The sequence below is a fragment of the Bradyrhizobium sp. F1.13.3 genome (genome assembly GCF_040548265.1).
GTDB lineage: Bacteria > Pseudomonadota > Alphaproteobacteria > Rhizobiales > Xanthobacteraceae > Bradyrhizobium.
Map to the genome: position 1 here is coordinate 341,255 of NZ_JBEPRI010000004.1, position 26,125 is coordinate 367,379.

A 26,125-nucleotide genomic window follows, 5' to 3' on the forward strand; every position below is an offset into this window, starting at 1 on the left:
TCCTGGTTTCGCAGATCTACGACAATGACGGGTAGAATTACGGGGCTGATCGTCCTGGCGCGTTTTCTTGACGCGAACCGATATCCCCTCTCGAAAACCGCTCTAAGCCTGCGCTTGGCGCAGCGGGGCGCGGCTGAGCTCGTTGCCGGCGGCGATGGCCTTGTGCAACAGCCGCATCAGATCCGAACCTTCCTTGGCGCTGAGGCCGCGCAGCATGATGCGTTGCGCGGATTCGACGGCCGGTGTGATCTTGCGCAGCGTGCGGCGGCCTTCGTCGGTGACCTCCAGTTCGCTGGCACGACGGTCGCGGCTCGAGGCGCGGCGCTCCGCGAGCCCCTTCTGCACGAGCCGGTCGATCACGCCGGTGATGGTGGTGCGGTCGTAGGCGATCAATCCTGCGAGCGTCACCTGGTCTAAGCCCGGATTGGCCTTGATGGTCGCGAGCGCGGCGTATTGCACCGGCGTAAGGTCGAAGCCGGCGTCTCCAACCTCGGCCAGAAACACCGCGACCGCGATCTGCTGGAATCGGCGCGCAAGATGTCCGGGCATGTCGTTGTTGTCTTTCACCGAATTTCTCCATTGGGGCAGGTCGGCCGGTGTCGTTGACAAGTATACTGATAGTCAGCATACTGAGCAATATCCAAGCAGAACATCGACGGGAGAGGTGCTCATGCAATTCCATCTCAATGGATTTCAGCCGGGCGATCCTGACATCGCCGATCCCGCCGCGCGCATTCAGGCCTCCGGCGCCACCGGGGCCGTGCCTGACGAAGTGGATGTCCTCATCGTGGGCTGTGGCCCTGCGGGCCTGACGCTCGCCGCCCAGCTTGCGCAGTTTGCCGACATAAAGACCTGCATCGTCGAGCAGAAGCCGGACCGCTTGCTGGTCGGGCAGGCGGACGGCATCGCATGCCGCACCATGGAGATGTTCCACGCCTTCGGATTCAGCGAGCGCGTCCTGAAGGAAGCTTGTTGGGTGAACGAGACGACGTTCTGGAAACCGGACGAGCGGGCGCCGGAAAATATCGTCCGCAGCGGCCGGGTGCAGGACGTCGAGGACGGTTTGTCGGAATTCCCCCACGTCATCCTCAACCAGGCGCGCATCCATGATGGCTTTCTCGACGTTATGCGCAAAGCGCCGGCCAGGCTCGAGCCCCATTACAGCCGGCGCCTGCTCGACCTTCAGGTCGATCCGGCCGCGGGGCCCGCCGGCCATGCCGTGACGTCGCGGCTCGAACGGGTCGATGCCGGGAACGAGGGCAAGGTCGAGACCATCAAGGCGCGCTATGTCGTCGGCTGCGACGGCGCCCGCAGCATGGTGCGCAAATCGATTGGCCGCGAGTTGCTTGGCGATTCCGCCAATCATGCCTGGGGCGTGATGGACGTGCTGGCGGTGACCGATTTTCCGGACATCCGCTTCAAGGCCCTGATCCAGTCCGCCAAGGACGGCAGCCTGCTGATCATCCCGCGCGAGGGCGGCTACATGGTCCGCCTCTACGTCGAACTCGCCAAGCTCGACATCGGCGAGCGCGTCGCCAATCGCAACATCACCGCCGATGACGTGATCGCGAAAGCGCAGCGGATCCTGAAGCCGCATGCGCTCGATGTGAAGGAGATCGCTTGGTGGTCGGTCTACGAGATCGGCCAGCGACTGACCGACAAGTTCGACGACGTGCCGGAGACCGAGATCGCTACGCGTCTGCCGCGGATCTTCATCGCCGGCGATGCCTGCCACACCCACAGCCCGAAGGCGGGGCAGGGCATGAACGTTTCGATGCAGGACGCCTTCAATCTCGGCTGGAAGCTCGCTGCCGTTCTGCGGAAGCAGTCTGCGCCGAGCCTGCTGCATTCCTATTCGGCCGAGCGCCAGGCGGTCGCGAAAGAGCTGATCGATTTCGACCGCGAATGGGCGGGGATTCTTGCGTCCGCCGCCAAGGCCGGCGGCGCCGATGCCGCCAAGACGCAGGACTATTTCGTAAGGCACGGTCGCTACACCGCGGGCACCGCGACGCATTACCGTCCGTCGGTTCTGACCGGAGCGACGTCGCACCAGCATCTCGCGCAAGGGTTCGTCATCGGCACGCGCTTTCATTCCGCACCGGTGATCCGGCTTGCGGATGCGAAGCCCGTGCATCTCGGTCACGCTGCGCCGGCGGATGGCCGCTTCCGCATCTACGCTTTCTCTGGCGCTGAGAATCCCGCAGCAGCCGGCTCGGCCATTCGCGCCTTGTGCAGTTTTCTCTCCGAGGCGCGGGAGTCGCCGGTCCGGCGTTACACGCCCGCGGCCGCCGACGTCGACAGCGTGATCGACCTGCGGGCGGTCTTCCAGCAAGATCATCGCGAGCTCGCCGTCGAGGCGATGCCCGCGCTGCTGCTTCCGCGCAAGGGCCGGTACGGCCTGATCGACTACGAGAAGATGTTCTGTCCGGACCTCAAGAATGGTCAGGACGTTTTCACCATGCGCGGCATCGATCGCAAGGTCGGCTGCATGGTCGTGGTGCGGCCGGATCAGTACGTCGCGACCGTGTTGCCGCTGGACGATTTTGCTGCGCTTGCTGCGTACTTCGACGGCTTCATGCTGCAAGTGAACTGACGGGCCGGCGGCGCACCCGTAGGCTCTCTCTGCGCGCGGTGTCGATGAACGGCGAATGAATATTGAACCGCGCGCGGCATCCGTCCCGATCTTTTGGCGGATGAGACCTTCGTACGCGGAACGCCCGTTCCGCTAGCGCGTTCCGACTCGAAAGAGGAGGACTACGCCATGAAATTCCGAAGCGTGTTGTTAGCCGCATTGCTGCTCGCCCCGACGGCCGCAATGGCCGCACCGGGCATGGTCACCGTCTCGACCGGCCTGCGCGCCGGGCCGGGTTCGGGCTTTCCGCTGGTCGATCGCATCCCCGAGGGCGCCCGCGTCGACATCCATGGCTGCCTGCGCAGCAAAGCCTGGTGCGACGTGAGCTTCTCGGATGACCGTGGCTGGGTGTCGTCGCAATATCTCGAATATCTCTACCGCAATCACTACGTCTATCTCCCCGACTATGTCGATGAGATAGACGTGCCGATCGTTCCCTTCGTGCTGACCTCGTATTGGTCGAGGTATTATGAGGGGCGGCCCTGGTATCGGCGGCATGCCCATTGGAATAGCTACTGGACTTCGCATCAGCGCGAAGCGACGCGGATGACGATCGATCCGCGCGCGGCTCGCATCGGCCGCGCGGCAACGCGCGATGCGGCGGTCGCACTCGGGCGCAACGGAGCGAATGCCAGGGACAGTGTCAAGGGCGCGGCCGCGGTCTCCGGCCGTGATGCCGCAACTTCACGGCACGACGCCGCCATCGCCAAGCGCGAGACTGCGGTGACGACGGACCGGAGCCGTGCTGGACGAACCGAGCGCATCGCGCATGAGCGGACCAATCTGCAGAGCCGCAATCCGCGCGATGCACAGGCCCGCATCATGCACGAGCAGGCCGCGAGCCGCGCGGCTGTGCGTGCGCAACCGATGGCGCGGCCGCATGAGGCGCCGCGGGTGTCAGCCGCTCCCGCAAGCCGGCCCGCGATGCCGCATGTGGCCCAGCCCAGTTTGAGCCACGGCTCGCCGATGAATGCTCGTGCCCAAATGCCGGCACCGGCGCCGCGCGCGGCTGCGCCCGCGATGCCGCATGGCGGCGGCGCTCCTCACATCAACGCCGCGCCGCGCGGCGGCGGTGCGCCGGCAGGCGGCCCAGGTGGCGGCCACCAGAAGCACTAAATTTGCCAACGAAAGCCCGGCCCTCGCGCCGGGCTTTCTGCTTGGGCCGGACCGGGTTCCCGGCGCGTATAATTTAAGAAAGTTCTTCGCGGGCAGATTTCATCGATCGTAATATGTCTACTCAAAGCTGCAAGCATTCCACTCGGGGCAGCGGGGCACGGGAGGATGACGACGATGAGACAGAACCAGGCGGAGACGCGCCGCCACAATGTCGCGAAGCGGTCGATGACCAAGGAGGCCAAGCAGCTGTCCGGCCTGATTGCCGGATTGCGCCAATCTCTCGAGATGATTCACAAGGAGCGATCGAGCACCAAACTCTCCGGCGCCGAGATGGGCCTTCTCGACGAACGCCGCAACAATCTGTTGCTGACCATCGCAGCCCTCGACGACCGCCTCTCGGCGGTGCAGGGGCTGATTGATCTTGGCCGCCCCCACATCATTCGCGTCCACTGATCGGAGCGCAGACCTGATGCTATCGGCTTCGTCGCGGCGGCGACGGAACCAAGCTCAGCTGCCGGCTCTGCGTGGCATAAGGATTGGCGTAGCACTGCGCGGATTGCCCGGAGGCGGTCGCGGCGCACTGCGCGATCGTCGCAAAGCTGCAATCGATGCTGCGGCCGTCGATCGTGTAGATCTCGATGCAGACGGGATGGCGCGGGTCGTAGGTCTGCGCGGCTGTCGGCGTCACGCCGAGCAAGCCCGCACCAGGCAAGCCCGCGACAAGCAGAATCGCATTCATGACGCGACGCACAATCAACCTCCATCGTTCGGCCGGAACCAGGCACAATGCTGCCTTGGATGGCATCAAATTGCCACGCTCCCGGCGAATTGCCGCCAAAGCCCGCTGCCACGACGAGACCGGGTGCAGGGCAACGCAAGGGGATGCGCATTGGCCTACAAGATGATCGCAGAACGCGACAATGAGAAGTGCAGTTTTGCCCGTGAGAGCCGGTTGCTGATCGTGGCGAAGGCAAAGGTTTGGGCAAGCGAGGGGTGGAAGGTCGTCATCACCGACCAGGACGGCAAGGCCTACGCCCCGCCCGAATTCGATCAGCTATTGGCGGCCTGACCGCAATACGGGGCAGGGACGACATTGATTTCGCACTTTCGACAGGGGCGCGGCCTGATCGCGCCCTTGACGACTCTTCCAACGATGACTCTTGCAGCCGCCGCCGTCCTGACGGCGACATTTGCCGCCGCGCAAAATCTCGATGCCGGCAAGTCGCCGCAAAAGCTCTTCGCCGATGGGTGCGCGACCTGCCATCGCAGCCCGCGCGGCCTTGCCAAGGGACGCTTCACCCTGACGCTGTCCTGGTTCCTGAAGGACCATTACGCAACCAGTTCGGACACAGCCAAGGCGCTTGCCGCCTATCTGGAATCGGTCGATACGGCGCCGGCTGCGGCCAAACCTGGCGCGAAGCGATCCGGGCCGCGTCCTCCCAAGTCGTCGCAAAGCCAGTAGGCGTGAGTCGGCTGCCGCAGGGCGTCGCGAAGCCGAAGGCCTTGCCGGTGAATACAGTGCTGCCGGCGTCAATGCACCGTGGTCGCCGAGAACAGGTTGATGACCACGACCCCGGACACGATCAGCGCGATGCCGACGAAGGCCGCAGCGTCGAGCATCTGGCGAAATAGCACGAAGGAGACGGTTGCCGTCAGGATGATGCCGACCCCGCCCCAAATCGCGTAGGCGATGCTCAGGGGGATGACCCGGATCGCGACCGACAGCGCGTAGAACGAGGCGACATAGAACAGCACCATCGCCAGTGTCGGCCACAGCCGCGTGAACTGCACGGATTGCTGGAGGAAGGCGGACGCCGTGACCTCGAGGACGATAGCGAGCGCAAGCGCTGCGTAGGCATTGAAGGCGGAAGTCATCACGGGCTCGGGCGTGTTGCGCAGAGAAAGATACCGCGCGGTACGGGGAATGTGACGTTTGCCCGGGTCCAGCTATCACGTGTCAGTGACGAGCCTGCGACACGGCGGAGCGCAGCACGAAACCGCCGCGCGATGGTTCGCGCGGCGGCTCATTGGTGGCGGCGTTAGTTGATCCGTACGGAGAGTTCAACGTCCTCGGCAAAGGCCGTGGACATGTAGCCGCTTCCGGGCCTGCGCATGCGCGCCAGATAGTCGGGGCTGTCGTCGGCGTTGTCGGCTACGATGATCGCGCCCGGCCGGAGATGGCCTTCGACCAGATCCAGGATATCGGCGTAGAGCGCCTTGGCGCCGTCGAGCAGCACGAGATCGATCGTGTCGGGCAGGTCGACTTGAAGCATCTTCAGCGCGTCGCCTTCGCGGATTTCGACGAGGTCCAGCAGCCCGCCGGCCGCGAGGTTCTCGCGCGCCCGGGCCGCCTTGGACGGTTCGAATTCGGTGGTGATGAGGCGACCGCCGCCATTGTCGCGCAAGCCCGCGGCAAGGTGCAGGGTCGAGATGCCGAACGAGGTGCCGAACTCGACGATCGCTTTGGCGCGGGAGCTGCGTGCGAGCATGTAAAGCAGGTGACCGGTCTCGCGGGAGACTGCGAGCGGTGCGTCCTTCAGCCGCCCGTAGAGGTCGCGGTAAGCGGTCTTGCTCTGCATCATCCGTGTGCGGTCGGCGTCGGTCACATCGGCGAAGGCGGCTTGCATCGCGCCGCGCGCCGCTTCGTCCTGGTCGAACAGACGATCGAGCAGTGGCGCAAGTGATATGATGGTCGGGGTGGTCATGTGTAGTCTCCAGATGTCGCCGCGAGGCGAGTGCTTGCGTGAGAATTGAAATACGACTAATTCGTCGCATTCGCTATTCGCATTGCCCGAGGGCGCCATGGCCGATCGCCGAAGCCGTTCAGTTTCCTCACGAAAACATCCGCAGCAGGCCCGCTCGAACGAGCTGGTGGCGGCCATTCTGGATGCGGCTGTTCAGGTCCTGGCCAAGGAGGGGGCGCAGCGCTTCACGACGGCGCGGGTGGCCGAGCGGGCCGGAGTGAGCGTCGGATCGCTCTATCAATATTTTCCGAACAAGGCGGCGATCCTGTTCCGCCTCCAGAGCGACGAGTGGCGGCGCACGAGCGAGCTCCTGCGCGGCATCCTGGCGCACCGGGCGGAACCGCCACTGGTGCGGCTGCGCGCGCTGGTCCACGCCTTCATTCGTTCCGAGTGCGAGGAGGCTGCGATCCGTGGGGCGCTCGATGACGCCGCACCACTTTATCGCGACGCGCCCGAAGCACACGACGCGCGGGCCGCCGGTAAGGGCATCGTCGCGGCCTTCATGCGGGAGGCCCTGCCCGAGGCGCCGGATGCGACGCGGGAGCTTGCCGGCGAGCTGATCAAGACGACGCTGAGCGAGGTTGGCAAGCGGTTCTCGGAGACACCGCGCAACGAGGCGGAGATCGCGCGTCATGCCGACGCAATGGCCGACATGTTCTGCGCCTATATCGATGAGCTTGCGCGGCGACGAAGTCATTCCTGACATCCGCGTTCGCGGGCCAATATCGTTTCCGACTTGACTGGATCATGAGTTAGCCTCGGTTTGTCCTCCAGCCAGTCAACGAGCGCGCCGCCATGCATGTCCTCCGCCCCCAATTCCGCATCGAGGAGCAGCAAGCGCTGGAATTCGCAACCCGACGGGGCTTCGGCATGATCGTGGCGGCGGATGAGCGCGGGCCGCGCGCCTCGCACGTGCCGTTCGTGCTGGAGCAGCGCGACGGGCGCACGATCGTGCAAATCCATTTCACCGCCAGGAATCCGCTCGCTCTGCTCGCGGACGGCACGCGGCGCTTCCTGCTGATTGTTGTCGGCGACGACGCCTACATCTCCAATGACTGGTATTCTTCGCGCGACAACGTCTCGACCTGGCTTTACGAGGCCGTGCACCTGTCCGGCGTGGCGCATCTGCGCGGGCTCGACGAGAACCGCGGGCACGGCGATACGCTACTCGCGGTCGCCGAAGCGCGGCTGCCGAAGGCGCCCTGGGACCTGGCACAGATGGAGCCGGACAAGCGCGAGACCATGTTGGCCGCCATTCGCGTCATCGATCTCGTGGTAGATACCGTCGAGGGGCAGGCCAAGCTCAACCAGCACAAGAGCGATGCGGATCACGTCGCGGTCGTGGACCGGCTGGCGCGGTCGGAGGAGACCGGGCATCGGCGGCTGGCGCGGAAGATGCAGGCGCTGCGGCCCGGGCTTGGGTATGGTCTTTGGTGATCCGGGCGACCCTTGTCTCGCGCGGCATTTGACCCTACGGACTTTCATGCTTGTCATCTCCATTCAAAGCCAGGTGGTCCACGGCCATGTCGGCAACAGCGCCGCTGCCTATGCCATGCAGGCGGAAGGGGTGAATGTCGCGGCGGTGCCGACAACGCTGCTGTCGAACCATCCGCGCTATCCGACCGTGCGCGGGCGGGTGCTGGAGACCGAGCTCGTTGCAGATCTGCTGAGAGGCGTCGAGGAGCGCGATCTCGTCGACGAGGCCGCGGTAATCGTCACCGGCTATCTCGGTTCGCCCGGCAATGCCGCTGTCATTGCCGATTTCGTCGAGCGGGCGCTGACCCGCAATTCAAAGCTGGTCTATCTCTGCGATCCCGTGATCGGCGATGACGGCCGGGTCTATGTCGCGGACGGCATCCTGGACGTGGTCCGGCACCGGCTGCTGCCGGCTGCCAATCTGACCACGCCGAACCAGTTCGAACTCGGGCTGCTCACAGGCCTCGACATATTGGATGCGCAGGGTCTGCGCGCGGCGTGCGCGGCGCTGGCCGGAACCGGTCGCATCGACGTGGTCGCCACCGGTTGCACGCTCACTGATACGGCGGAAGGGCAGGTGGAAACGATTCTGTGCGCCGACGGTCAGTTGTCGCGCTTTGCGACGCCGCGCCTGCCGATCCGCCCCTCAGGCACCGGTGATCTCCTCACCGGCCTGATCGCGGCACATCTGGCTAGGGGCACAGTGACCGAGGCGGCGGTGCGGCTCGCAGTCGAAACCATTTTCGCAGTGCTGGTGCGCACGCAGGAGGCCGGCACCGCCGAAATGCGGCTCGTGCCGCTGCCGACGCCCGGACGGTAGACCGCCATACTCAGGTCGCGCGCTTCGCGGCCGATTGCGCTGATTTCTGCGGCTTTGCCGGGACCTTCTGCTCGCGCGTCGCCTGCGCCTTTGGCGGCTTTGCGCTTGCCACGGCCCGCGCCTTCCTGGGCTTGACGTTGGCTTCCTTACGGTCCGACGTGCCTCGGCGGGAGACGTATTCCGTCCCGTCGACCGGGCCGACATGCGGGGGATCGCGGCCAAGATAGGGGCGGCCGATGCCGAGCGCCTTGCCATTGGCATCGACCCACTTCCACAGCACCTCGGTCGAGACCCAGCGTTGCGCGCGGTTGTCGCCCTTGGTGCTGACGATGTCGGCCGCCATGCCGTGGCCGTAGCCGCCGCGCGTGCTGCCGCCGTGATAGGAGCGGTCGGAGGCGGCCTTCAGGCCGCTCGCGATCGACTGGCGATAGTCGTCGCGGAACGCGCTGGTGATGCCCGGCGAAAGCCCGGCAGCCTCAGCCGCGAGCAACGTGCGAAACAGCTTTTTCTTGAAACTCTTGTCCATGCCGCCGATGACGTAGTCCATCATCGACATGCCGGCGCGGTCGGCCGCCTTCGGATCCTTCCAGCCAAAGTCCTCGTCGACCAGTTTCGTGAAGCTGCGCATCACGGTCACCACCTTGCCCTTGCGCTTGACGGTGACGGCGCGGCGATCTGTGACCTTGATCGAGTCTTCCTTGGCCGTGCGCTGGTAGAGCGCCCAGAGATACCGGTCGATACAGGCTTCCATGACGTAGCATTCGTCGAGTACTGCGGTCGTGTCCGCCGACGGCGAGGCCTTGCTCGCGGCAGGCGCAGGGCCGGTCGCGATCGTCGCGGGCGACAGCGCGTCCGTCGTCACGATCTCGGTGGGATCGGCGGATGCGAGCTTTATCACGGGCTCCGGCGCCGGAGCCGGAGCAACCTCGCTGGCGACTGGTGTCGGGTCAGGCGAAATCTGCGGCGCGAGCGGCGCTTCGGTCGGCAAGATCAGCACTGGGTCGGCCGAGGCGAGCTTGATGGCCGGAGCTGGCGCCTCGGGCGCTGCCGCTTCAGCGGTGACCGTGCCTGGTGTCGCAGCGACGGCGGCCGCGATATCGGCGGTCAGGGCGACGCCGTCCTCGATGGCCGCAGCGTGCGGGATGTCTGCGAGGTCAAGCCGGCTGAGATCCTTCGCGCGCGAGACGGCAGAAGCATTGGCGCCGCTGTTCTCGATGAGGGCAGGGGCATAGGCGGACAAAGAGAGCGCCAACCAGCCGGCGAGAACCGCCGAGGGGCAGGAGACCGCCACCAGAAGAGACCGCCGATCATTCATGATCCCTGCCTCCAAACGGTTCTGTCGAACCTCGTCTTCTCCGAACAGTCTTGACCAACAGTCTTGACAAACAGTCTTGCACGAAAAGGCACGCCGCGCGTCGATTGTTCGGAGGACGGTGTGGCGGCGCAATGGCGCAATTCGGCGAAAGCGGGCTTTTCGAGCAAGTGTTGCGCGCGGGCAACGCGGGTTCCATTGCGTTCCAGGGGTGGCACAGCCGAAAGGGCCTGCAAATGCAGTATTCATTGTCGTCAACTTGAGGCGGTTGAATTTACTCAATCTTGGATTGTGGTCGTGCAAGTCTCCCGCGCCGGCGATTCCGGCAGAGTTGGGAAGGACACGCGCATGACACTGAAACGCAAATGGGCTGAATTCGCCGCCGATGAATCCGGCGCCACCGCGATCGAATACGGACTGATCGCAGCAGGCATCGCGCTCGCGATCATCGAGATCATCTACGCCCTCGGCACCAACCTCGTCGCAAAACTGCAATCGCTGGCGACGGCGTTGAAATGAGCTGTGTGGAGTGGCGCCCGACGCCTTGCGGCAACTTTGCTGCGGCTAGCGCGTTAGGCGCCCATGACGCATTCCTCGCTTCGTCCCATGGACGCCTTCGACCCCACCGAGCCCGCCATCCTGCACGACCAGCTCTCCGATACGATCATCACGTGGACCGCTGAGCAGGCCGACGATTTCAGGCGTGCCAGCCGGCCGGGCCAGGACGGAACCGTGATCTGGAAGGCCTACGTCTTCGACGGCTGGGGCCACGTGCTCGGCGGCTGACGCCGCCCATAAAAGCGTCATGTCGCGCCGGGCGGTGATTTTGCCAAAGCGTCGCGCGCATTAAACATATTGCCATGCACCCGGCGCGTTGTTGCGTTGCAACAACGCATGTCGCAATGCAGCAAAACGCGCTTAAATGTGCTCCGAATCTTCCACTGAAGGAGCATCACCCATGAACAACAAGACTCTGTCGATCGCCGCCGCCATCCTGACGATCGCGGGCAGCACCGCGGCTTTCGCCGGCGAGCTGCCGACTTATGAGGCCAACGGCTTTCCGGTGTCCCCGATGCAGGTGCGCGTGCTCGGTGCCGCGCATGTCGAGCAGCAGGCCTCGGCACCCACCAACGTTGCTTCGATCCACCAGGCCCGCGTTCTCTCGCCGCGCAAGGTGAAGACGGCTGATGTCACGACCGGCAGCGCCCGCTGATCTGGGGGCGCCACAAGCCAACATCAAGCTAACGTGATGCAGGCTCGTTTTTCTCCGAGGCTGCCGCGACCGCGTTCCCTTTTGGGAGCGCGGTCTTTTTTTTGGCACAGCGAGTCATGATCGCGTGCCACTTGTGTACGGCCGTTCAAAGCGAGTGTGATCTCTTTAATAGTTGCTTTGCAGATCGCGGCGCTTGATGCGGGCGCCGCTGATTGAGCAGCCAAGAATCATTTTCATAATGGAGTAGTCATGCCTGTTGCACAGAAAGCCGTTGTTGCAAGCGTCTCGCCGCGCGCGTTCATTCTCAGGCATCTCGCCTTGTTCGCAGCCGCCGCGCTGTTCGTGTTCGTTCTGAGCCTGACCTATGGCCTCGATCTCAGCCCCGGATTTTTCTAGCCAGATCTGCAACCGCGTGGGTTGAGCCTCGTCGCGTGCTGACATAAGGCTTGCTTATGGATCAGCGGACGAGCGGCGCCGACGCTCTCACTCAAAAGAACGATGCGGCGCCGGCGCTTGTCGGCGTGCTCTGCGGCCTCGCCGCGGCGGTGTTCTGGGCGCTCGGCTTCGCCGGCACGCGGCACGGGCTCAAGGTCGGCTTCACGCCGGTCGATTTGCTGGTGCATCGCTATGTCTGGTCCGGCATCGCGTTCCTGCCGCTGGTGATACGCGGCGGAATCTCCGATCTCTGCGGCATCGGCTGGGGCAGGGGCCTTGCGCTGATGGTGCTCGGCGGCCCCGTGATGTCGCTGATCTCCTACACTGGTTTTCTGTTCGTGCCGCTCGGCCATGGCAGCGTGATCCAGCCCTCCTGCGCGACGCTCGGCGGCCTGCTGCTCGCGGCCTTGTTCCTGAAAGAGCATGTCTCTGTGTCGCGCATCGCCGGCGCCTTGGTCATCGTCGGCGGGCTCGGCGTGATCGGCGCGGAATCGATCGGCCATATCGGCGTCGACGGCGTGCTCGGCGATCTCACCTTCGTGCTGACCGGATTGATGTTCGCAGGTTTCGGCGCGCTGCTGCGCCACTGGCGTGTCTCCGCCGTGTCGGCCGCGCTCGTCATCAACGTGCTGTCGCTGCTGCTGCTGCCGATCTACCTCATGACCGGCGGGCTGGCGCGGATCGCGGCGATCGGTATCGGTGAGAACGCCATCCAGGCGCTGGCGCAGGGCGTGCTTGCCGGCCCGGCTGCGCTTTATCTGTTCGCCGTCTCGGTCCAACGCCTCGGCGTGGCCCGCGCCGCCGTTGTCCCCGCCTGCGTGCCGGCGCTGACGGTGCTCACCGGCTGGCTCCTGCTCGGCGAGCCGCCGACACTATTGCAGACGGCGGGATTGGTGACGGTGCTGTGCGGATTCTATCTGGCGCAGCGGCAGCGATAGATCGCGGACCCTAAACGGCGCTTACCATTCGATGGCGGTGAACTTGACGCCGCGGCCGGTCAGCTCCCGCCCGAGCCGCTCGGCGCGCTCGCTGGCGGATTTGCCGAGCAGCCGATACCTGCCTCCGAGCGCCTTGTCGGCGGCAACCTGATGCCGGATGTTTTCGTACAATCGCAAGACGGCCTGATCGCTCAGATTGTCGAACATGTCATCTGTCGGGTTTGGCCTATTGGCGTCCCCTGTTGGCGGTCCTCGCAGAGCGGCCTCCCAAGACTTGTTCGTGCGGATGTCGACTGATGGGTACCGGTCCGGCGCAGCAGCGTATGTCCACTTTTGAACACTGGGCCTCGGCTTACGCCTTCCTCACGAACTCCGATTTCAAATTCATCGCGCCGATGCCGTCGATCTTGCAGGCGATGTTGTGGCCGTCGGTCGCGTCCTGCAGGCGGATGTTGCGGACCTTGGTGCCGCCCTTGACGACGGAGGAGGAGCCCTTGACCTTGAGATCCTTCATCACGATGACGCTGTCGCCATCGGCGAGCGCATTGCCGTTGGCATCGCGAACGCCCGCCTGCTGCGCGGCGTCCGTGGGGGCCTCCGCCGTGCCGCTCCATTCATGGCCGCATTCCGGGCAGACCCAGAGGCCGCGATCCTGATAGGCGTGCTCGGAGTTGCAGGTCGGACATTTCATCGCGTCGGTCATCGTTTGCCTCGTCGCCCGTCACGGGCGCGCCGCACGCTTTCCGCCGGAAAAAGATGGATTGGGAGCAAATCCTTTACCATGGCTTTCAGTCCTGGTGGAACCCTTGGAAATTTAGGAGTTCAGGAAAAAGTTTGCGGTATCGAGGTCCGGGTTTACGCGGCGTTCGTTCGACGTTGCCGCGGAAGGGAGCGTTCTGGTCATGAGCGAGCATCGCGCCGCAGTCAGACATCACACGTTGCGCACCGGCATCGTCGAATTCGACAACGGCACCGGCAAGATCATCAGCGCGCCCTGCACGATCCGCGATGTCTCCGGCACCGGGGCGCGCCTCGGCCTCAACGCCTCGCTCTGGGTCGCCGACCAATTCACCCTGGTCTTCAGCAGCGGACTGCGCAAGGACTGCCGCGTCGCCTGGCGCAAGGGTAGGCTGATCGGCAGCGCGTTCGTGGCCGGCTATGCGAGCGCGGACGAGCAGGCCGTGATGATGACCACCGACGAGCAGTCCCGGCACAGACTCGGGATCGGTGCGCGCCTCAAGGTTGCGCGCGACAAGCGCGGCTACACGCAAGGCCAGCTCGCCGAGCTCATCGGCGCCACGTCGGCCTTCGTGTCGCTGGCCGAGCAGGGCGAGGCGGACATTCCGCTGTATCAACTGATGCACATCGCCGATCTGCTGATGGTTGGTCTCGACGGGCTCGTTGCCGGGCCGGCGCCCGAGGATGTCGACGCGGCGTAGGTGGCGACCCGCCAAAACAAAAACCTCGAAAACAACCCCATGCACAGTAGAAATCCCGAGGGATTTCAGTGTGTTGGAAATCCGAAAAATCGTTGGTGTTGGACCGTAGCCCGGATGGAGCGAAGCGCAATCCGGGAGTCCTGCGGCGGGCACCGTCCCGGATTACGCTTTCGCTCCATCCGGGCTACGGGCCCCGCATCGACTTCGGCGATACCGAATCGAGTTTGACTCGTCGGGCAAAACAGGGGCATGATGTCATCGTGGCGAAGGTTGGCGTGATGGTGCCTCGCCGGGCCGTGGGGCGACATGCCGAAGACACCAAAAAGAAAACTGAAGACCTACCAGACCTCGCTCGGCTTCTACGACCAGGCGATCGCCGCACCCTCGATGAAGGCGGCGCTGGACGCCTGGGGCGCCAGGTCCAATCTGTTTCATCAGGGCGCCGCGAAGGAGACCGACGACCCCGACATCGTCGCGGCGACGATGGAGAAGCCGGGCGTGGTGCTCCGGCGTCCGGTCGGATCGGACGGGGCGTTCACCGAGCATTCCGAGTTGCCGACCGATCTCGCTGACGACGAGGCCACGCCGAAGCGCAAGGCCAAGTCCAAAGCGAAATCCAAGCCAAAAGAGCGTCCTTCAAATGCGGCAAAGCAACCACCCCGCAAGGTCGACGATCAACAGGCGCGCAAGGCCGCCGCGGCGTTCGAGAAGGAAGAGCGGCGGCGGGAAGCCGAGCGCCGCAAGGAAGAGGCCGCTCGCGCCAAGGAGCGCGCGCGCCGGGACAAGGCGGTCGCAACTGCGCAGGCCGCATTGGACGAAGCGAGGCGGGAGCACGACGCCCGTGCGGAGGCGATCGAAGCGGAGCGAGTTGCGCTGGACGAACGCGCCGAGGCGGAGCAGAGCCGGTGGGACAAGCAGAGGATGAAGCTATCTGAGGCCGTGCGTCGCGCGCGGGAGTAAATGCCTGGTCATGCGTGGCAGGTCGTCGTGCTCAGCGGCGAGATCGCGGTTCCATCCCTATATGGACTGAAGTGCCATATAGGTCTGCCAATGCCTGAAAAGCCCTCGAATTCTGCAAGCCCGATGATCGTGCGCCCGCGCCGCGCGGCGCCGGTCCTGGTGTGCCGCAAATGCCTCAAGCGCAGCGACGAGGGCCGCGACGTCAGGCGTGCGCTGAAATCCGAACTGAAGGCGAACAAGCGCGACCGCACCAAGCCGGCTAAGCTGATCGTGACCGGATGCTTCGGCCTGTGCCCGAAACAATCGATCGTGATCGCGAGCGGCGCCAGCCTGGCGCGGCAGGAATATGTGCTGGTTGCCGACCGCGATCAGGTACCGCGGGCGCTCGCGTTGTTGGATGGCAAGACCGGCGCGTGACGGTCGGTCTGCGCTGCGCGGAAAGACCTCGGACAAATTCGCTTGCCTTGCTTTGCATCCTTTTGCACTCTGGCGGGAAGGAGACCAACGCATGAAGATCATGACTGTCGCGTGTGCGCTCGGAACCGCCCTGGTGCTGTGCAATCTCGGGATATCGGATGCCGAAGCCCGAACGCGGAAGGTCCGCGTGGTGGATGAACAACGGCTGAGGGTGGATGTCCCCGTGCTCAGGCCGACGCCGTGGGATTACAATATCGTTCCACGCTATCGTTATCGCCCGGAAGATGACCGGGTCGATCCCTACGGGCCGCCTTTGGTGTCGTCGTATGTCCGCTACGAGGGCTGGCGCTGGCCGTACTGGTGGTGAAGCCACCGACGAACGCGGCATAGAACAGTGCGTAGGGTGGATTAGCGCAGCGTAATCCACCAATTTCTTGCCGCATTCGCTGAAGCATGGTGGGTTACGCTGGCGGACTGCGCTTCGCGCAGCCGCAGGCTAACCCACCCTACGGATCGTCATCCGCTGCAAGCCGCACAAACTGCCGCTTCATCGCGTTGACCCTGGCGACATAGCTTGCGACGAGGTGATCGCCGCAGCGCTCGTCGGGGATCATCGCAAACTTGCGGCGCGCGTAGGCGGTGGCCGGGCCGGCGCCGCAGAGATGGATGAAGGCGGCGAGATCCTGCCTCTCGCGCGCACTCGCCTTCACATCACCCGCGCGGCTTAAGACATCAGCGACATTGCGGTCGAGATACACCGATGCCAGCTCGATGGCGTGGCTCGGGATCGCGCGGACATAGAGGAAGGTCGAACCGCAGCCGGCTTCCGTGACCGCGTTGCTGCGAATACAGAACCGCGCGGCGTCGGCGTAGGCTGCGTCCAGCATCTGGAAAAGGCCGACGGCGCTGGAGGCGGGCCGGTAGATCGCGAGGGGATTAAGGCTCCATCGCCAGCGCCAGTAGGTGCGCGCGAGCGGATTGCCCGATGTCTCGACCTGCGCCAGCGCCGCCAGCAATTCGGGTGTGATCGTCGCGGTAGCATGCTTGCGGAACAGCGGCCCGTATTGCCGCCAGGTCTCCGATGGCTCCTTGTCGAGCGCGTGGCCGACAAGGACGAACAGCTCGGTCGGCTTGCGCATGGTTTGATAGGCGATGTTCACGAGCACGACGATCGCAAGCAGCATCGCCGCGCCGCCCGCGATCTGGATCATCCGCGGTGCGCGCGCGAAAGTCTTTCGCATCCATCGCGCGCGTCGCCGCAGCTTGCGAAGGCGAGGGAGGAGGGGCTTGCTTCTTCCTGGCATCGGTCTTCCGGGAGTGCATTGCGGAGGCTTTGCACCTGGTTAACGCGGTCACCAGGCCTTGAAATCCGGCTTCTTTTCCCTCTGGTCGCGCCCTTTCAAGTCGCCGCTCCGTACTCCCACGGCAGCTCGCATCCTTGATGGAAATAACCCGAGGTTGTAGTGTGCGCCGCAGCAGGGTTAATTTTGTGTGAATGGATCGACTGGAATGACCGTAATCGAAAGCGTGGTGTCGGCGGAAGCTGCGGAGCGGAAAATGCCGCCGGGCGTGCTGGTCGAAGGGCCGGTGGTCGAGGCCAAGTTTCGCGATTCCTACATCTCCTTCGTCATCATGATCGGCGGTTCGATCGCGGCGCTGGTCTGGGCCTTCTGGCAAGGCATCGGCTGGGTGGAGGTTTCGGTCTTCGCCGGCACATTCGCGCTGTCCACGGTCGGCATCGGCTTCATGCATCGCTACTTCGTCCACCGCAGCTTTCGCTGCGGTCCGGTGATGCGGACGCTGTTCGCGGCTATCGCCACCATGGCGGTGCAGGGCTCGATCCTGAAATGGGTGAGCAATCATCGCCGGCATCATCTTCACTCCGACAAGCCCGGCGACGTCCACAGCCCTTACTATGACGGCGACGGCAACCCCTATGTCACCTTCGCCAAGGGGATGATGCACGCGCAAGGCGGCTGGGTGTGGGATCAGGCCACCACCGATGCCGGATACTACGCCAAGGATATCCTGGCCGACCCGATCGCCATGTTCTTCACCAGGACGCGCTGGTACTGGTACGCGCTCTCGGCGGTGATCATTCCGGGCGCGATCGGCTACGCGTTCGGCGGCGTGCACACGATGACCGGCTGCATCCTGTTCTCCGGCCTGTTCCGCAGCTACCTCATGACCATGGCGACATCGCTGGTCAACTCGGTCTGCCACAGCGACGGCCGCTACGGCTACCGCCGCTTCGATCTCGACGACGGCACCACCAACGAGTTCGTGACCACGATCCTCACCTTCGGCGAAGGCCTGCACAACAACCATCACCGGTTTCCGCGCGACGCCTACATTTCGCACGCCTGGTACGAGATCGACATCAACGGCCTGATCATTCTCGGGCTTGGTAAGCTCGGGTTGGTGCACGACATCTTCGCGGCGGGGAGCAGGGCTGTTCGCTCCGGAGATCCGGACGGCGGAAAACGTCCAGTGGCAGATACCGAAGCAATGGTCTAAAGGGCGCTGTAGCCCGGATGGAGCGCAGCGCAATCCGGGACCAGACCAGCTTGGCGCGAGATCCCGGATTTCGCTGCGCTCCATCCGGGCTACGGTCCCTAGCCGCCGCAAGCCGCAGAAACTGCTGCTTCCGTGAAATCCAAACCTAAGTTGTGTTCGGAGGGAACTCTGGCCCGATGGGGCCGTTGAGCCTGTGATCCCCGAGCGTAGCGAGATCGAACCTCCGATCCTCGCCTGAGTAACCGCAGTCGCGTTGTGAGCGCGGCTCGGCGCGAAGCGTGCTCCGTGCGTACCAACCGGAAATCTTCATGAACAGCCCCGATGTTCGCAATCCGATTCAGATCGACCGCGGCTCAAGCCTGGCGATCTCTCATGAAATAGCAGACCGCCTGCGGATCAAGCTTCGCGGCGAGCACGACCCATTGCCGCAACATCTGACGGCCCTGGTCGAGCGGATTGCGCAGATCAGCAGCCATTCGAACCAAGCGACGCTCGTGATGACCTCCGGATCGGATCCAGCATGTTAGACTTTTCCAATGCATCTTTTACGCCTGAAACCATCGGCATCATGAAAACTGCGCTGGAAACGGCGGTTGCGTCACTGCCGGCCCCGGTCAGCTCCGCGCATGTCCGGTCTATCGCGGAAACAATCCTTCGCACAGCGAAGGAGGGCGAGCGAGACCCCGTCGTCCTGGAGCGCATGGCGTTGATGGAGCTTCAGATCTCGCCGCGTGATTGATGCCGGTCCGCGAGCTTGTGTGCTGGCGCAGACGTGCTCGCATTGCCCTGCGGGCTCACCAATCCGGATCGCCGTAGTAGGGATCGACCATATAGGGCGGGGGCATCCAGGGCCCTCGCGACGGCCGGGGTCGCCGAGGTGCGGCCGCCTGCGCGTGCGGCCGTGCAGGCGCAGCGGTCTCGTTGTTGATCACGCTCCGCGCGGCCGGTTTCGCGGATGCAGGTGCGGACGACGATGCGGATGATGTCGTCAGCTCCTTTTGCAGCGCCTGGACCTGGGCGGCGAGGCGCGCATTGGCCGCCGTATCTTTCTCCTGCGCCGCCTTGAGCTGTTGAATGGTGTCGGCCTGCTCGCGCAGCGTCTGCTCGTTGCGGCTTTTCAGTTGCTCTAGCTTTCCGTTGATGTTCGCAAGCTCGCTGGTGATGGTCTTGAGCGATTGCGCGAGATCGGACGACGACGAGTCAGGCGTTGTGGCGCCAGTTCTTGAAGCGTCGGGCCTTGGAGCGTCGGGTCTTGAAGCGTCAAACCCTGCATTGCTCTCCGTGTCCTTGCCGACCGGCGGCGCGGGCACCGTGCCAGGCTCATCCGCGGCAGCCAATTGCACTGCCGGCGGTTGCGCCGGAGTTTCAACCGCGGACGCTTGCGGAGGCTCGCTCGCTGCTGGCGGAGCCCACCGCGCCATGATCGACCTGCTCATCGACCTGGCCTCGTCGCGATATTGCGAAGCGAAGGCGACACCGAGAACGCCGATCGCCAGCACGAGACCAACCAGAGCGCGCCGCATGGGCCGATCTCTCTTCAGGCCTTGGTCGCGAACCGTGCTAGCCGGCGCCAGCGCCGCGGCCTTGGGAGTCTTGTCCTCGGGAGCCTTGTCCTTGGGAGTCTCGACAGCATCCGCACCGGCACTTGCTCGCGAGGCCCGTGGGCTTTCGCTGCCGCGTTCCATTCCGGAAACCAGCCGGTCCAGCCGCGCAAGGTCTTGCTCCGCGCTCTTGATCCGGTCGTAAGCCCGCGCCAGCCCGCCATTGGCGCGCCCCGCGTCCGACTTTGGGGCGTCCGGCTTGGGGGCGTCAGGCTTGTGGTCATCAGGTTTGGGGTCGTTCGTCTCGGGCACCGATGCGCTCTCGATTCCGTCGGGCGTCAATGGGAGTGCGGCAGTTCGATCGGAACGATAAGACTCGCCGCCGTCCCACACAACGCGCGTGCGAAGGAGAAATTATGGCGAGACCTCGGGGTGGGGCGGTCGCGGGGTATGCAACGGGCGCCCTTGATCTGGATCAAGCATGCAGCGCCCGACCGTCGCCACCGTGCAGACATTCATCGGAAGGAACACATGGTTCAGACAAGAGCGATCATCCTTGGTGCCTTCGCGGCCCTGCTGCTGGCCGTGCCGGCCAAGGCACAGGTGCTGGTCGACGTTTCCAAGATCAGCTGCGACCAGTACATCACCCAGCGCATTACCCACATGCAGACCGTGAACGTCTGGCTCGCCGGGTTCTACGCCGGCCGCCGCAACAATCCCGTTGTGGACACGCAAGCGCTGAACAAGAACGGCAACAAGCTCTCGCGCTTCTGCGAGTCGCATCGCGAGATGCCGCTGCTGGACGCGGTCGAGGCCAATACGAAGTAGGGGCCGAGGAGGGCGCGGGCGTTTGCGGTCGTGTCCGGCCTGACCATATCGCGCATTGCGGCGACGCGCATGGAATCTACATCGACAGGTGAAGTGCACTAGCACCGTCATCGCCGGCCATTAATAGCGGCCGCCGTGGCCCTTTTGCTGCGTGATCCAGTCCGACAATGTCTTCGGTGCCGATCCCACGGTCCGGCCCGGTGATGCCTTCGGATTGTCGCGAACGCCTTTCGTCGGACGGGTACGCGCAGCTTCCGTGGCGTTGACGCTCTTCGAGCCAGCCATAGATGCTTCCGCAGCTTCCTTCTCGAGGCGCAACTGTTTCAATCGCGCCATCTTGATGCGCTCTGCCTCGACTGCGGGTCCTTCGGACAGCAGCGGCCTGTGTTGAGCGACCTCCGCCGGGACGATGACACCGATAATGGTTGTCTCGCCGAGCGCCTTGCAGGCTTCGAGCCGATGCAGTCCCTCGACCAGAACGAGGCGGTCTCCGTCGAGCCGGACGGAAATGGGTTCCTGCTGTCCGATGTCCAGCATACTTTCAGCGATCTCCCCGACGATCCCGGGTTTGATGGTTTTCTTCTGCTTCGTAGGAACGAAGATCTTCTCGATCGGGAAGCTTTCCGGTTTGGGCATAATCTGACTCCGCGTCTACCAGGCCCGTCGGAACGCATGCCGGTGGTGTCGGGAGTTTAGAAGGGAAGGGCTCGACCGCAAAGGCAATTCGGCGGCAGGGTGATGATGAGCAACGAAGCTGGAACCGGTCTCGATGACGGTGGCAGTGCACTTGATTGACGCCGTTCACCAACGCGAGCCGAAGCCGCAGATCGGCAGGACGGAGCCGTGAACTTAGTGCACTGTCACCGTAATTCGCGCGGGAGAGGCGAGTGCAGTGCATAATGCAAGGCGAGCAGTGAGGAGGAGCGGCCCGGCAGCTTGACATCGGTATCCTGAACCGAGAGGTTTGGTGCAACCTGGGGTTTTGGGAGGGGGTATGGCCGAGACAGAATTGATTCGGTTGCGTTTTGATGGAGGGCTCGCCAGCACCGGCCAGCTCCATTTCTACGAATGCAGCAGGTCGCAATACGCGATGGCTCGGTTCATCGCGACCGTAGAACATTTTAGAAGAACCAAACGAGTCACGGCGAAGATTACCCTCGAATCAAATGTCGAGGCGATAGTTCGAAGCCCGCAGCGCGGGTCATTCATCGAAGATATCATTGTGTCGGGCGTGAAACAGGGGATGGCCGCGGCCGTCTCCGTTCCGCTCTCTGCACTGATTTCGTATGTTTGGCAAATGCTGCTGCCGCGGACGGAGAAATCCGACGAAATTGTAAAAGAGCTGGCCAAGATCCGGCTAGCTGAAAACCACCAACTGGAGATCGAAAGAGAAAGAACCAAACAGAGACGCATCGACCTAGCCGAGCTGAATGCTTGGAAGGCAATTAGTGAAGGAGAGCGAGCAAGCACAAAGGAAGCTCTCGACCTACTCCGGTGTTCGGATGAGCTGACTGATCGCGTTGACCTGGGTCTCGAGGAACGTGATGACGCGGACCGCAGATAAGTCAGTGAGCTGGCTTTTAAGATTTGTGTATTTTTTCCTCCTTATCTTTTCCTCTGCAGAACTGAAGTCTTTGGTTCTTCCGTGAATGCTTAGATATTCGATGGAATGTCGATTTAGGACGTTCTTGAGGAGGCCGGCAACTGCTGGCGTCAATCGGGCGTGCCTAGCAATTGCGTCATTGAGCCAATGCCTTGGTTCGTTGCTGATCATAGCCACGTAAATCCAATTAGAGTGGCAATGCGCTCATTCTGCTACGTACCCAAGCTGCCACGAAATGAACCGCCTTAAAAGTGGAGAGAGGGCGGCTCCAACCGCCCCCTCTGCTGAGATAAATGCTGTCCTCAGAAGACATTGATCAGTTTAGTTCTTACGAACACCCCGTCGTGCTGCCACACGTATCGCACTTCATGCAGGTGCCATTCCGCACCAGCGTGAAGTTGCCGCACTCGCTGCACATCTCGCCTTCGTAGCCCTTGGCTTTGGCTTCCGCGCGGCGCTCGGCTTTGCTGGGCACCGCGACTTGTGCGCTGCCGGCCTTGCTCCACTGCAGGGCCTCCAGCTTCTCGGTGGGCGAGAGGTCGTGGGCCACTTCCTGCTTCAGCGCGACCGCGCCTTCCAGGACGTCGCCGGCACGGCCTGCGCCGTGCGAGGCGAGCGAGGTGACCTTGCTGCCGCCGGCCGGCGCGCTGTCGTTGCCTTGCGCGACCGCGGTCGAGCCGCCGCGCATCACCACGAGGTTGTCGGTGCGGGAGCGGGTGAGGCCGCGCGACACCAGCTTGGAGGCGCCGTGGCTGTGATCGCCCGGCTCCTTGCCTTCCTCGACGCCCTTGCCGAGCACGTCGAACCCGGTCTCGCTGGGATCGACATGGGCGAGGTCGAAGCGGCTGAGATAGCTCACAGCCAGCTCGCGGAAGACGTAGTCGAGGATCGAGGTCGCGTACTTGATGCTGTCGTTGCCCTGCACGGGGCCCGCCGGCTCGAAGCGGGTGAAGGTGAAGGCGTCGACATATTCGTCGAGCGGCACGCCGTACTGGAGACCCAGCGACACCGCGATGGCGAAGTTGTTGATGAAGGAGCGCAGTGCCGCGCCTTCCTTGTGCATGTCGATGAAGATCTCGCCGATGCGGCCGTCGTCATATTCGCCGGTTCGGAGATAGACTTTATGTCCGCCGACGACCGCCTTCTGGGTGTAGCCCTTGCGGCGATCCGGCATCTTCTCGCGCTCGCGCATCACGATGATGCGCTCGACCAGCTTCTCGACGATCTTTTCCGAGACCTGGGCGGTGCGCGCCGCCATCGGCTTGTCGTAGAGATGATCGACCGCATCGTCCTCGTCTTCATCGTCGGCGATGAGCTGCGAGTTGAGCGGCTGGCTGAGCTTGGAGCCGTCGCGATAGAGCGCGTTGGCCTTGAGCGCCAGCTTCCACGACAGCATGTAGGCGGACTTGCAGTCCTCCACGGTGGCGTCGTTCGGCATGTTGATGGTCTTGGAGATCGCACCCGAGATGAAGGGCTGCGCCGCCGACATCATGCGGATGTGGCTCTCGACCGAGAGATAGCGCTTGCCGACCTTGCCGCAGGGATTGGCGCAGTCGAACACCGGATAGTGCTCGGCCTTGAGGTGCGGGGCACCTTCCACCGTCATCGCGCCGCAGATGTGGACGTTGGCCGCCTCGATCTCGCGCTTGGTGAAGCCGACGGCCTGGAGCAGGTCGAAGCCGGGGGCCGCGATCGCCTCGGCACCGATGCCGAGCTGGTCGCGGATGAAGTCTTCGCCAAAGGTCCATTTGTTGAAGGCGAACTTGATGTCGAACGCAGTCGGCAGCGCCTTCTCGACCTTGGCGATGGCCTCATCCGTGAAGCCCTTGGCCTTCAAGGTCGAGGCGTTGATGCCGGGCGCGTTGGAGAGCGAGCCGTGGCCGACGGCGTAGGCCTCGATCTCCGCGATCTCGCTCTCGCGATAGCCGAGCGCGCGCAGTGCTGCGGGGACTGCGCGGTTGATGATCTTGAAGTAGCCGCCGCCGGCGAGCTTCTTGAATTTCACCAGCGCAAAATCAGGCTCGATGCCGGTGGTGTCGCAATCCATCACGAGGCCGATCGTGCCGGTCGGCGCGATCACCGTGGTCTGGGCGTTGCGATAGCCGTGCTTCTCGCCGAGCTCGAGCGCCGCATCCCAGGCCGCTTGCGCATGCGTGACGAGGTCTCCTTGCGGGCAGGACACCAGGTCCATCGGCACTGGATTCACGCTGAGCGCCTCGTAGCCGTTGGACTGGCCATGGGCGGCGCGGCGGTGATTGCGGATCACGCGCAGCATGTGCGCGGCGTTCTTCTTGTAGCCGGGGAAGGTGCCGAGCTCGGAAGCCATCTCGGCCGAGGTCTTGTAGGTGATGCCGGTCATGATCGCGGTCAGCGCGCCGGCGATGGCGCGGCCTTCCTTACTGTCATAGGACAGGCCCATGGTCATCAGGAGGCCGCCGATATTGGCGTAGCCGAGGCCGAGCGTGCGGAACTCGTAGGAGAGCTCGGCGATCGACTTCGACGGGAACTGCGCCATCATCACCGAGATTTCGAGCACGATGGTCCAGAGCCGGCAGAGATGCTCGTAGCCCTCGACGTCGAAGCGCTTGGAGGGGATGTCGTAGAAGGTCAGCAGGTTCGCCGAGGCGAGGTTGCACGCCGTGTCGTCCAGGAACATGTATTCCGAGCACGGATTGGAGGCGCGGATGTCGCCGGACGCCTTGCAGGTGTGCCAGTCGTTCATGGTGGTGTTGAAGTGCAGGCCGGGGTCGGCCGACGCCCAGGCGGCGTAGCCGATTTTTTCCCAGAGGTCGCGCGCCTTCAGGGTCTTGGTGATCTTCTTGGTGGTGCGCCCCACGAGATTCCAGTCGCCGTCGGTCTCGACCGCGCGCAGGAAGTCGTCCTTGAGCGAGACCGAGTTGTTGGAGTTCTGGCCGGACACCGTGAGATAGGCTTCCGAATCCCAGTCGGTGTCGTAGACGTCGAACTGGATGTCCTTGTAACCCTGCTTGGCAAACTGGATGACGCGCTTGATGTAATTGTCGGGCACGAGGCTGCGACGCGCGAGCTTGATCTCGCGGCGGAGCGCAGGGTTCTTCTCGGGATCGAAGCAATCGTCGCCCGAGCCCTCGCAATTGACGCAGGCCTTGAGCACGGCCTTGAGGTGCTTCTGGTTGATCTTGGATCCGGTGACGAGAGCCGCGACCTTCTGCTCCTCCTTCACCTTCCAATCGATATAGGTCTCGATGTCGGGGTGATCGACGTCGACCACGACCATCTTGGCCGCGCGGCGCGTGGTGCCGCCCGACTTGATCGCGCCGGCGGCGCGGTCGCCGATCTTGAGGAAGCTCATCAGGCCGGACGAGCGGCCGCCGCCGGAGAGGCGTTCGCCTTCGCCGCGCAGGCGCGAGAAGTTGGAGCCGGTGCCGGAGCCGTATTTGAACAGGCGGGCTTCGCGGACCCAGAGGTCCATGATGCCGCCCTCGTTGACGAGGTCGTCACCGACGCCCTGGATGAAGCAGGCGTGCGGCTGCGGATGCTCGTAGGAGGACTTCGAGCGGGTCAGCTTGCCGGTGAAGGGGTCGACGTAATAATGGCCCTGGCCGGGGCCGTCGATGCCATAGGCCCAGTGCAGGCCGGTGTTAAACCATTGCGGCGAGTTCGGCGCGACCATCTGCATGGTCAGCATGTAGCGGAGCTCGTCGTAGAAGGTCTGGGCGTCCTCGTCGGAGGAGAAATAGTTGCCCTTCCAGCCCCAATAGGTCCAGCAGCCGGCGAGACGGTCGAACACCTGCTTGGCCGAGAGCTCGCTGACATAGCGCTCTTTCTCGGGCAGGAGGGCGAGCGCCTCGGTGTCGGGCACGGAGCGCCACAGGAAGGAGGGGACGGACTCTTCCTCGACCTTCTTCAGGCGCGCGGCAACGCCGGCCTTGCGGAAGTACTTCTGGGCCAGGACGTCGGAGGCGACCTGCGACCACGCGGTCGGCACCTCGACATTGTCGAGCTTGAACACGACCGAGCCGTCGGGATTCCTGATCTCCGACGTGGTCAGCCGGAACTCGATGCCGGCGTAAGGTGACTGTCCCGAAGTGGTGTGGCGCCGCTCAATCCGCATGGTCTTGCCCCGTCCTATCTTTGACCGAACCGCCTCCGTTC

General features: G+C 63.9%; 33 protein-coding genes. 22 read left to right on the forward strand and 11 right to left on the reverse strand.

Translation table 11 applies throughout. From position 1 onward, the window contains the following. Positions 1 to 102: 102 nt before the first annotated feature. Positions 103 to 567: a MarR family winged helix-turn-helix transcriptional regulator gene (locus ABIB66_RS13980; RefSeq protein WP_354203798.1), complete on the reverse strand. Its 465-nt coding sequence runs from the start codon at positions 565 to 567 to the stop codon at positions 103 to 105. Positions 568 to 670: 103 nt separating this feature from the next. Here ABIB66_RS13980 and ABIB66_RS13985 point away from each other — a divergent pair, with 103 nt between their 5' ends. The 3 genes from ABIB66_RS13985 (at position 671) to ABIB66_RS13995 (ending at position 4,201) form a co-directional block, all read left to right on the forward strand. After that, entirely contained in the window at positions 671 to 2,593 is a 1,923-nt protein-coding gene (locus tag ABIB66_RS13985; protein WP_354203796.1) for an FAD-binding monooxygenase, read from the forward strand. Positions 2,594 to 2,761: 168 nt separating this feature from the next. Further along, complete coding sequence (locus tag ABIB66_RS13990) at positions 2,762 to 3,748, forward strand: SH3 domain-containing protein (protein ID WP_354254948.1); 987 nt, start codon at positions 2,762 to 2,764, stop codon at positions 3,746 to 3,748. Between the two features lie 174 nt (positions 3,749 to 3,922). After that, positions 3,923 to 4,201: a hypothetical protein gene (locus tag ABIB66_RS13995; RefSeq protein ID WP_275171857.1), complete on the forward strand. Its 279-nt coding sequence runs from the start codon at positions 3,923 to 3,925 to the stop codon at positions 4,199 to 4,201. 19 nt (positions 4,202 to 4,220) lie between these two features. Here the strand turns inward: ABIB66_RS13995 and ABIB66_RS14000 are convergent, their stop codons facing one another. Then, positions 4,221 to 4,499 carry a DUF3551 domain-containing protein gene (locus ABIB66_RS14000; protein ID WP_275171858.1) on the reverse strand — a complete coding sequence of 93 codons (279 nt, stop codon included), beginning with the start codon at positions 4,497 to 4,499 and terminating at the stop codon, positions 4,221 to 4,223. Positions 4,500 to 4,610: 111 nt separating this feature from the next. Here ABIB66_RS14000 and ABIB66_RS14005 point away from each other — a divergent pair, with 111 nt between their 5' ends. Next, positions 4,611 to 4,817, forward strand: a complete 207-nt coding sequence (locus ABIB66_RS14005; RefSeq protein WP_342761057.1) for a hypothetical protein — start codon at positions 4,611 to 4,613, stop codon at positions 4,815 to 4,817. An 84-nt stretch (positions 4,818 to 4,901) separates the two neighbouring features. Then, positions 4,902 to 5,210 carry a hypothetical protein gene (locus ABIB66_RS14010; RefSeq protein ID WP_275171859.1) on the forward strand — a complete coding sequence of 103 codons (309 nt, stop codon included), beginning with the start codon at positions 4,902 to 4,904 and terminating at the stop codon, positions 5,208 to 5,210. A gap of 68 nt (positions 5,211 to 5,278) precedes the next feature. Here the strand turns inward: ABIB66_RS14010 and ABIB66_RS14015 are convergent, their stop codons facing one another. Together ABIB66_RS14015 and ABIB66_RS14020 are read right to left on the reverse strand one after the other, a co-directional pair. Continuing rightward, entirely contained in the window at positions 5,279 to 5,623 is a 345-nt protein-coding gene (locus tag ABIB66_RS14015; protein WP_275171860.1) for a DMT family transporter, read from the reverse strand. A gap of 164 nt (positions 5,624 to 5,787) precedes the next feature. Continuing rightward, on the reverse strand, positions 5,788 to 6,453 hold the full coding sequence (locus tag ABIB66_RS14020) for an O-methyltransferase (RefSeq protein ID WP_354203792.1): 666 nt from the start codon (positions 6,451 to 6,453) through the stop codon (positions 5,788 to 5,790). A gap of 97 nt (positions 6,454 to 6,550) precedes the next feature. Between ABIB66_RS14020 and ABIB66_RS14025 the strand changes: the two genes are divergently transcribed. From ABIB66_RS14025 to pdxY, 3 genes are all read left to right on the forward strand, one after another. Further along, a complete protein-coding gene (locus ABIB66_RS14025) occupies positions 6,551 to 7,195 on the forward strand; it encodes a TetR/AcrR family transcriptional regulator (protein WP_275171862.1) in 645 nt (214 codons plus the stop codon). A 92-nt stretch (positions 7,196 to 7,287) separates the two neighbouring features. Continuing rightward, positions 7,288 to 7,929 carry an FMN-binding negative transcriptional regulator gene (locus ABIB66_RS14030; protein ID WP_275171863.1) on the forward strand — a complete coding sequence of 214 codons (642 nt, stop codon included), beginning with the start codon at positions 7,288 to 7,290 and terminating at the stop codon, positions 7,927 to 7,929. A 46-nt stretch (positions 7,930 to 7,975) separates the two neighbouring features. Continuing rightward, positions 7,976 to 8,788: a pyridoxal kinase gene (pdxY, locus tag ABIB66_RS14035; RefSeq protein ID WP_275171864.1), complete on the forward strand. Its 813-nt coding sequence runs from the start codon at positions 7,976 to 7,978 to the stop codon at positions 8,786 to 8,788. 10 nt (positions 8,789 to 8,798) lie between these two features. Here the strand turns inward: pdxY and ABIB66_RS14040 are convergent, their stop codons facing one another. After that, positions 8,799 to 10,103 (reverse strand): M15 family metallopeptidase domain-containing protein, encoded by a 1,305-nt coding sequence (locus tag ABIB66_RS14040; protein ID WP_275171865.1) that lies wholly within the window; start codon positions 10,101 to 10,103, stop codon positions 8,799 to 8,801. 345 nt (positions 10,104 to 10,448) lie between these two features. Here ABIB66_RS14040 and ABIB66_RS14045 point away from each other — a divergent pair, with 345 nt between their 5' ends. The 5 genes from ABIB66_RS14045 (at position 10,449) to ABIB66_RS14065 (ending at position 12,686) form a co-directional block, all read left to right on the forward strand. Beyond that, positions 10,449 to 10,619, forward strand: a complete 171-nt coding sequence (locus ABIB66_RS14045) for a Flp family type IVb pilin (RefSeq protein ID WP_275171866.1) — start codon at positions 10,449 to 10,451, stop codon at positions 10,617 to 10,619. 63 nt (positions 10,620 to 10,682) lie between these two features. After that, positions 10,683 to 10,886 (forward strand): hypothetical protein, encoded by a 204-nt coding sequence (locus ABIB66_RS14050; RefSeq protein WP_247297420.1) that lies wholly within the window; start codon positions 10,683 to 10,685, stop codon positions 10,884 to 10,886. 172 nt (positions 10,887 to 11,058) lie between these two features. Further along, positions 11,059 to 11,313, forward strand: a complete 255-nt coding sequence (locus ABIB66_RS14055; RefSeq protein WP_275171867.1) for a hypothetical protein — start codon at positions 11,059 to 11,061, stop codon at positions 11,311 to 11,313. 249 nt (positions 11,314 to 11,562) lie between these two features. Next, positions 11,563 to 11,709, forward strand: a complete 147-nt coding sequence (locus tag ABIB66_RS14060; protein ID WP_167552239.1) for a hypothetical protein — start codon at positions 11,563 to 11,565, stop codon at positions 11,707 to 11,709. A 56-nt stretch (positions 11,710 to 11,765) separates the two neighbouring features. Continuing rightward, positions 11,766 to 12,686: a DMT family transporter gene (locus ABIB66_RS14065; protein ID WP_354203787.1), complete on the forward strand. Its 921-nt coding sequence runs from the start codon at positions 11,766 to 11,768 to the stop codon at positions 12,684 to 12,686. A 21-nt stretch (positions 12,687 to 12,707) separates the two neighbouring features. On the opposite strand, the gene ABIB66_RS14070 is transcribed toward ABIB66_RS14065, so the two are convergent. Together ABIB66_RS14070 and ABIB66_RS14075 are read right to left on the reverse strand one after the other, a co-directional pair. Then, positions 12,708 to 12,893: a hypothetical protein gene (locus ABIB66_RS14070; protein WP_275171869.1), complete on the reverse strand. Its 186-nt coding sequence runs from the start codon at positions 12,891 to 12,893 to the stop codon at positions 12,708 to 12,710. Positions 12,894 to 13,038: 145 nt separating this feature from the next. Further along, complete coding sequence (locus tag ABIB66_RS14075) at positions 13,039 to 13,389, reverse strand: zinc ribbon domain-containing protein YjdM (RefSeq protein ID WP_275171870.1); 351 nt, start codon at positions 13,387 to 13,389, stop codon at positions 13,039 to 13,041. Between the two features lie 199 nt (positions 13,390 to 13,588). Here ABIB66_RS14075 and ABIB66_RS14080 point away from each other — a divergent pair, with 199 nt between their 5' ends. The 4 genes from ABIB66_RS14080 to ABIB66_RS14095 all read left to right on the forward strand — a co-directional run bounded on the left by ABIB66_RS14080 (position 13,589) and on the right by ABIB66_RS14095 (position 15,869). Continuing rightward, complete coding sequence (locus ABIB66_RS14080) at positions 13,589 to 14,125, forward strand: helix-turn-helix domain-containing protein (RefSeq protein ID WP_275171871.1); 537 nt, start codon at positions 13,589 to 13,591, stop codon at positions 14,123 to 14,125. A gap of 306 nt (positions 14,126 to 14,431) precedes the next feature. Further along, positions 14,432 to 15,085 (forward strand): cell envelope biogenesis protein TolA, encoded by a 654-nt coding sequence (locus ABIB66_RS14085; RefSeq protein WP_354203784.1) that lies wholly within the window; start codon positions 14,432 to 14,434, stop codon positions 15,083 to 15,085. 90 nt (positions 15,086 to 15,175) lie between these two features. Beyond that, entirely contained in the window at positions 15,176 to 15,502 is a 327-nt protein-coding gene (locus ABIB66_RS14090; RefSeq protein ID WP_354203782.1) for a hypothetical protein, read from the forward strand. A gap of 91 nt (positions 15,503 to 15,593) precedes the next feature. Then, positions 15,594 to 15,869 carry a hypothetical protein gene (locus ABIB66_RS14095; protein ID WP_275171874.1) on the forward strand — a complete coding sequence of 92 codons (276 nt, stop codon included), beginning with the start codon at positions 15,594 to 15,596 and terminating at the stop codon, positions 15,867 to 15,869. A 139-nt stretch (positions 15,870 to 16,008) separates the two neighbouring features. Here ABIB66_RS14095 and ABIB66_RS14100 read toward each other — a convergent pair whose 3' ends face one another. After that, complete coding sequence (locus ABIB66_RS14100; RefSeq protein WP_473317977.1) at positions 16,009 to 16,743, reverse strand: lytic transglycosylase domain-containing protein; 735 nt, start codon at positions 16,741 to 16,743, stop codon at positions 16,009 to 16,011. 268 nt (positions 16,744 to 17,011) lie between these two features. Here ABIB66_RS14100 and ABIB66_RS14105 point away from each other — a divergent pair, with 268 nt between their 5' ends. The 3 genes from ABIB66_RS14105 (at position 17,012) to ABIB66_RS14115 (ending at position 18,758) form a co-directional block, all read left to right on the forward strand. Further along, positions 17,012 to 18,019, forward strand: a complete 1,008-nt coding sequence (locus ABIB66_RS14105) for an acyl-CoA desaturase (protein ID WP_354203778.1) — start codon at positions 17,012 to 17,014, stop codon at positions 18,017 to 18,019. 308 nt (positions 18,020 to 18,327) lie between these two features. Beyond that, positions 18,328 to 18,546, forward strand: coding sequence for a hypothetical protein (locus ABIB66_RS14110; RefSeq protein WP_354203776.1), 219 nt, complete (start codon positions 18,328 to 18,330; stop codon positions 18,544 to 18,546). Further along, positions 18,540 to 18,758 carry a hypothetical protein gene (locus ABIB66_RS14115; protein ID WP_354203774.1) on the forward strand — a complete coding sequence of 73 codons (219 nt, stop codon included), beginning with the start codon at positions 18,540 to 18,542 and terminating at the stop codon, positions 18,756 to 18,758. Before ABIB66_RS14110 ends, ABIB66_RS14115 begins: the two co-directional genes overlap by 7 nt. A 55-nt stretch (positions 18,759 to 18,813) precedes the next feature. Here the strand turns inward: ABIB66_RS14115 and ABIB66_RS14120 are convergent, their stop codons facing one another. Further along, positions 18,814 to 19,872: a hypothetical protein gene (locus tag ABIB66_RS14120; RefSeq protein WP_354254949.1), complete on the reverse strand. Its 1,059-nt coding sequence runs from the start codon at positions 19,870 to 19,872 to the stop codon at positions 18,814 to 18,816. 219 nt (positions 19,873 to 20,091) lie between these two features. On the opposite strand from ABIB66_RS14120, the gene ABIB66_RS14125 reads away from it, so the two are divergent. Beyond that, complete coding sequence (locus tag ABIB66_RS14125) at positions 20,092 to 20,388, forward strand: HdeA/HdeB family chaperone (protein WP_354254950.1); 297 nt, start codon at positions 20,092 to 20,094, stop codon at positions 20,386 to 20,388. A 120-nt stretch (positions 20,389 to 20,508) separates the two neighbouring features. On the opposite strand, the gene ABIB66_RS14130 is transcribed toward ABIB66_RS14125, so the two are convergent. Next, a complete protein-coding gene (locus ABIB66_RS14130; protein ID WP_354254951.1) occupies positions 20,509 to 21,024 on the reverse strand; it encodes a ParB N-terminal domain-containing protein in 516 nt (171 codons plus the stop codon). Positions 21,025 to 21,382: 358 nt separating this feature from the next. Here ABIB66_RS14130 and ABIB66_RS14135 point away from each other — a divergent pair, with 358 nt between their 5' ends. After that, positions 21,383 to 21,952: a DUF7946 domain-containing protein gene (locus tag ABIB66_RS14135; protein ID WP_354254952.1), complete on the forward strand. Its 570-nt coding sequence runs from the start codon at positions 21,383 to 21,385 to the stop codon at positions 21,950 to 21,952. A gap of 367 nt (positions 21,953 to 22,319) precedes the next feature. Here the strand turns inward: ABIB66_RS14135 and ABIB66_RS14140 are convergent, their stop codons facing one another. Next, positions 22,320 to 26,084 carry a vitamin B12-dependent ribonucleotide reductase gene (locus ABIB66_RS14140; RefSeq protein WP_354254953.1) on the reverse strand — a complete coding sequence of 1,255 codons (3,765 nt, stop codon included), beginning with the start codon at positions 26,082 to 26,084 and terminating at the stop codon, positions 22,320 to 22,322. Positions 26,085 to 26,125: the final 41 nt, after the last annotated feature.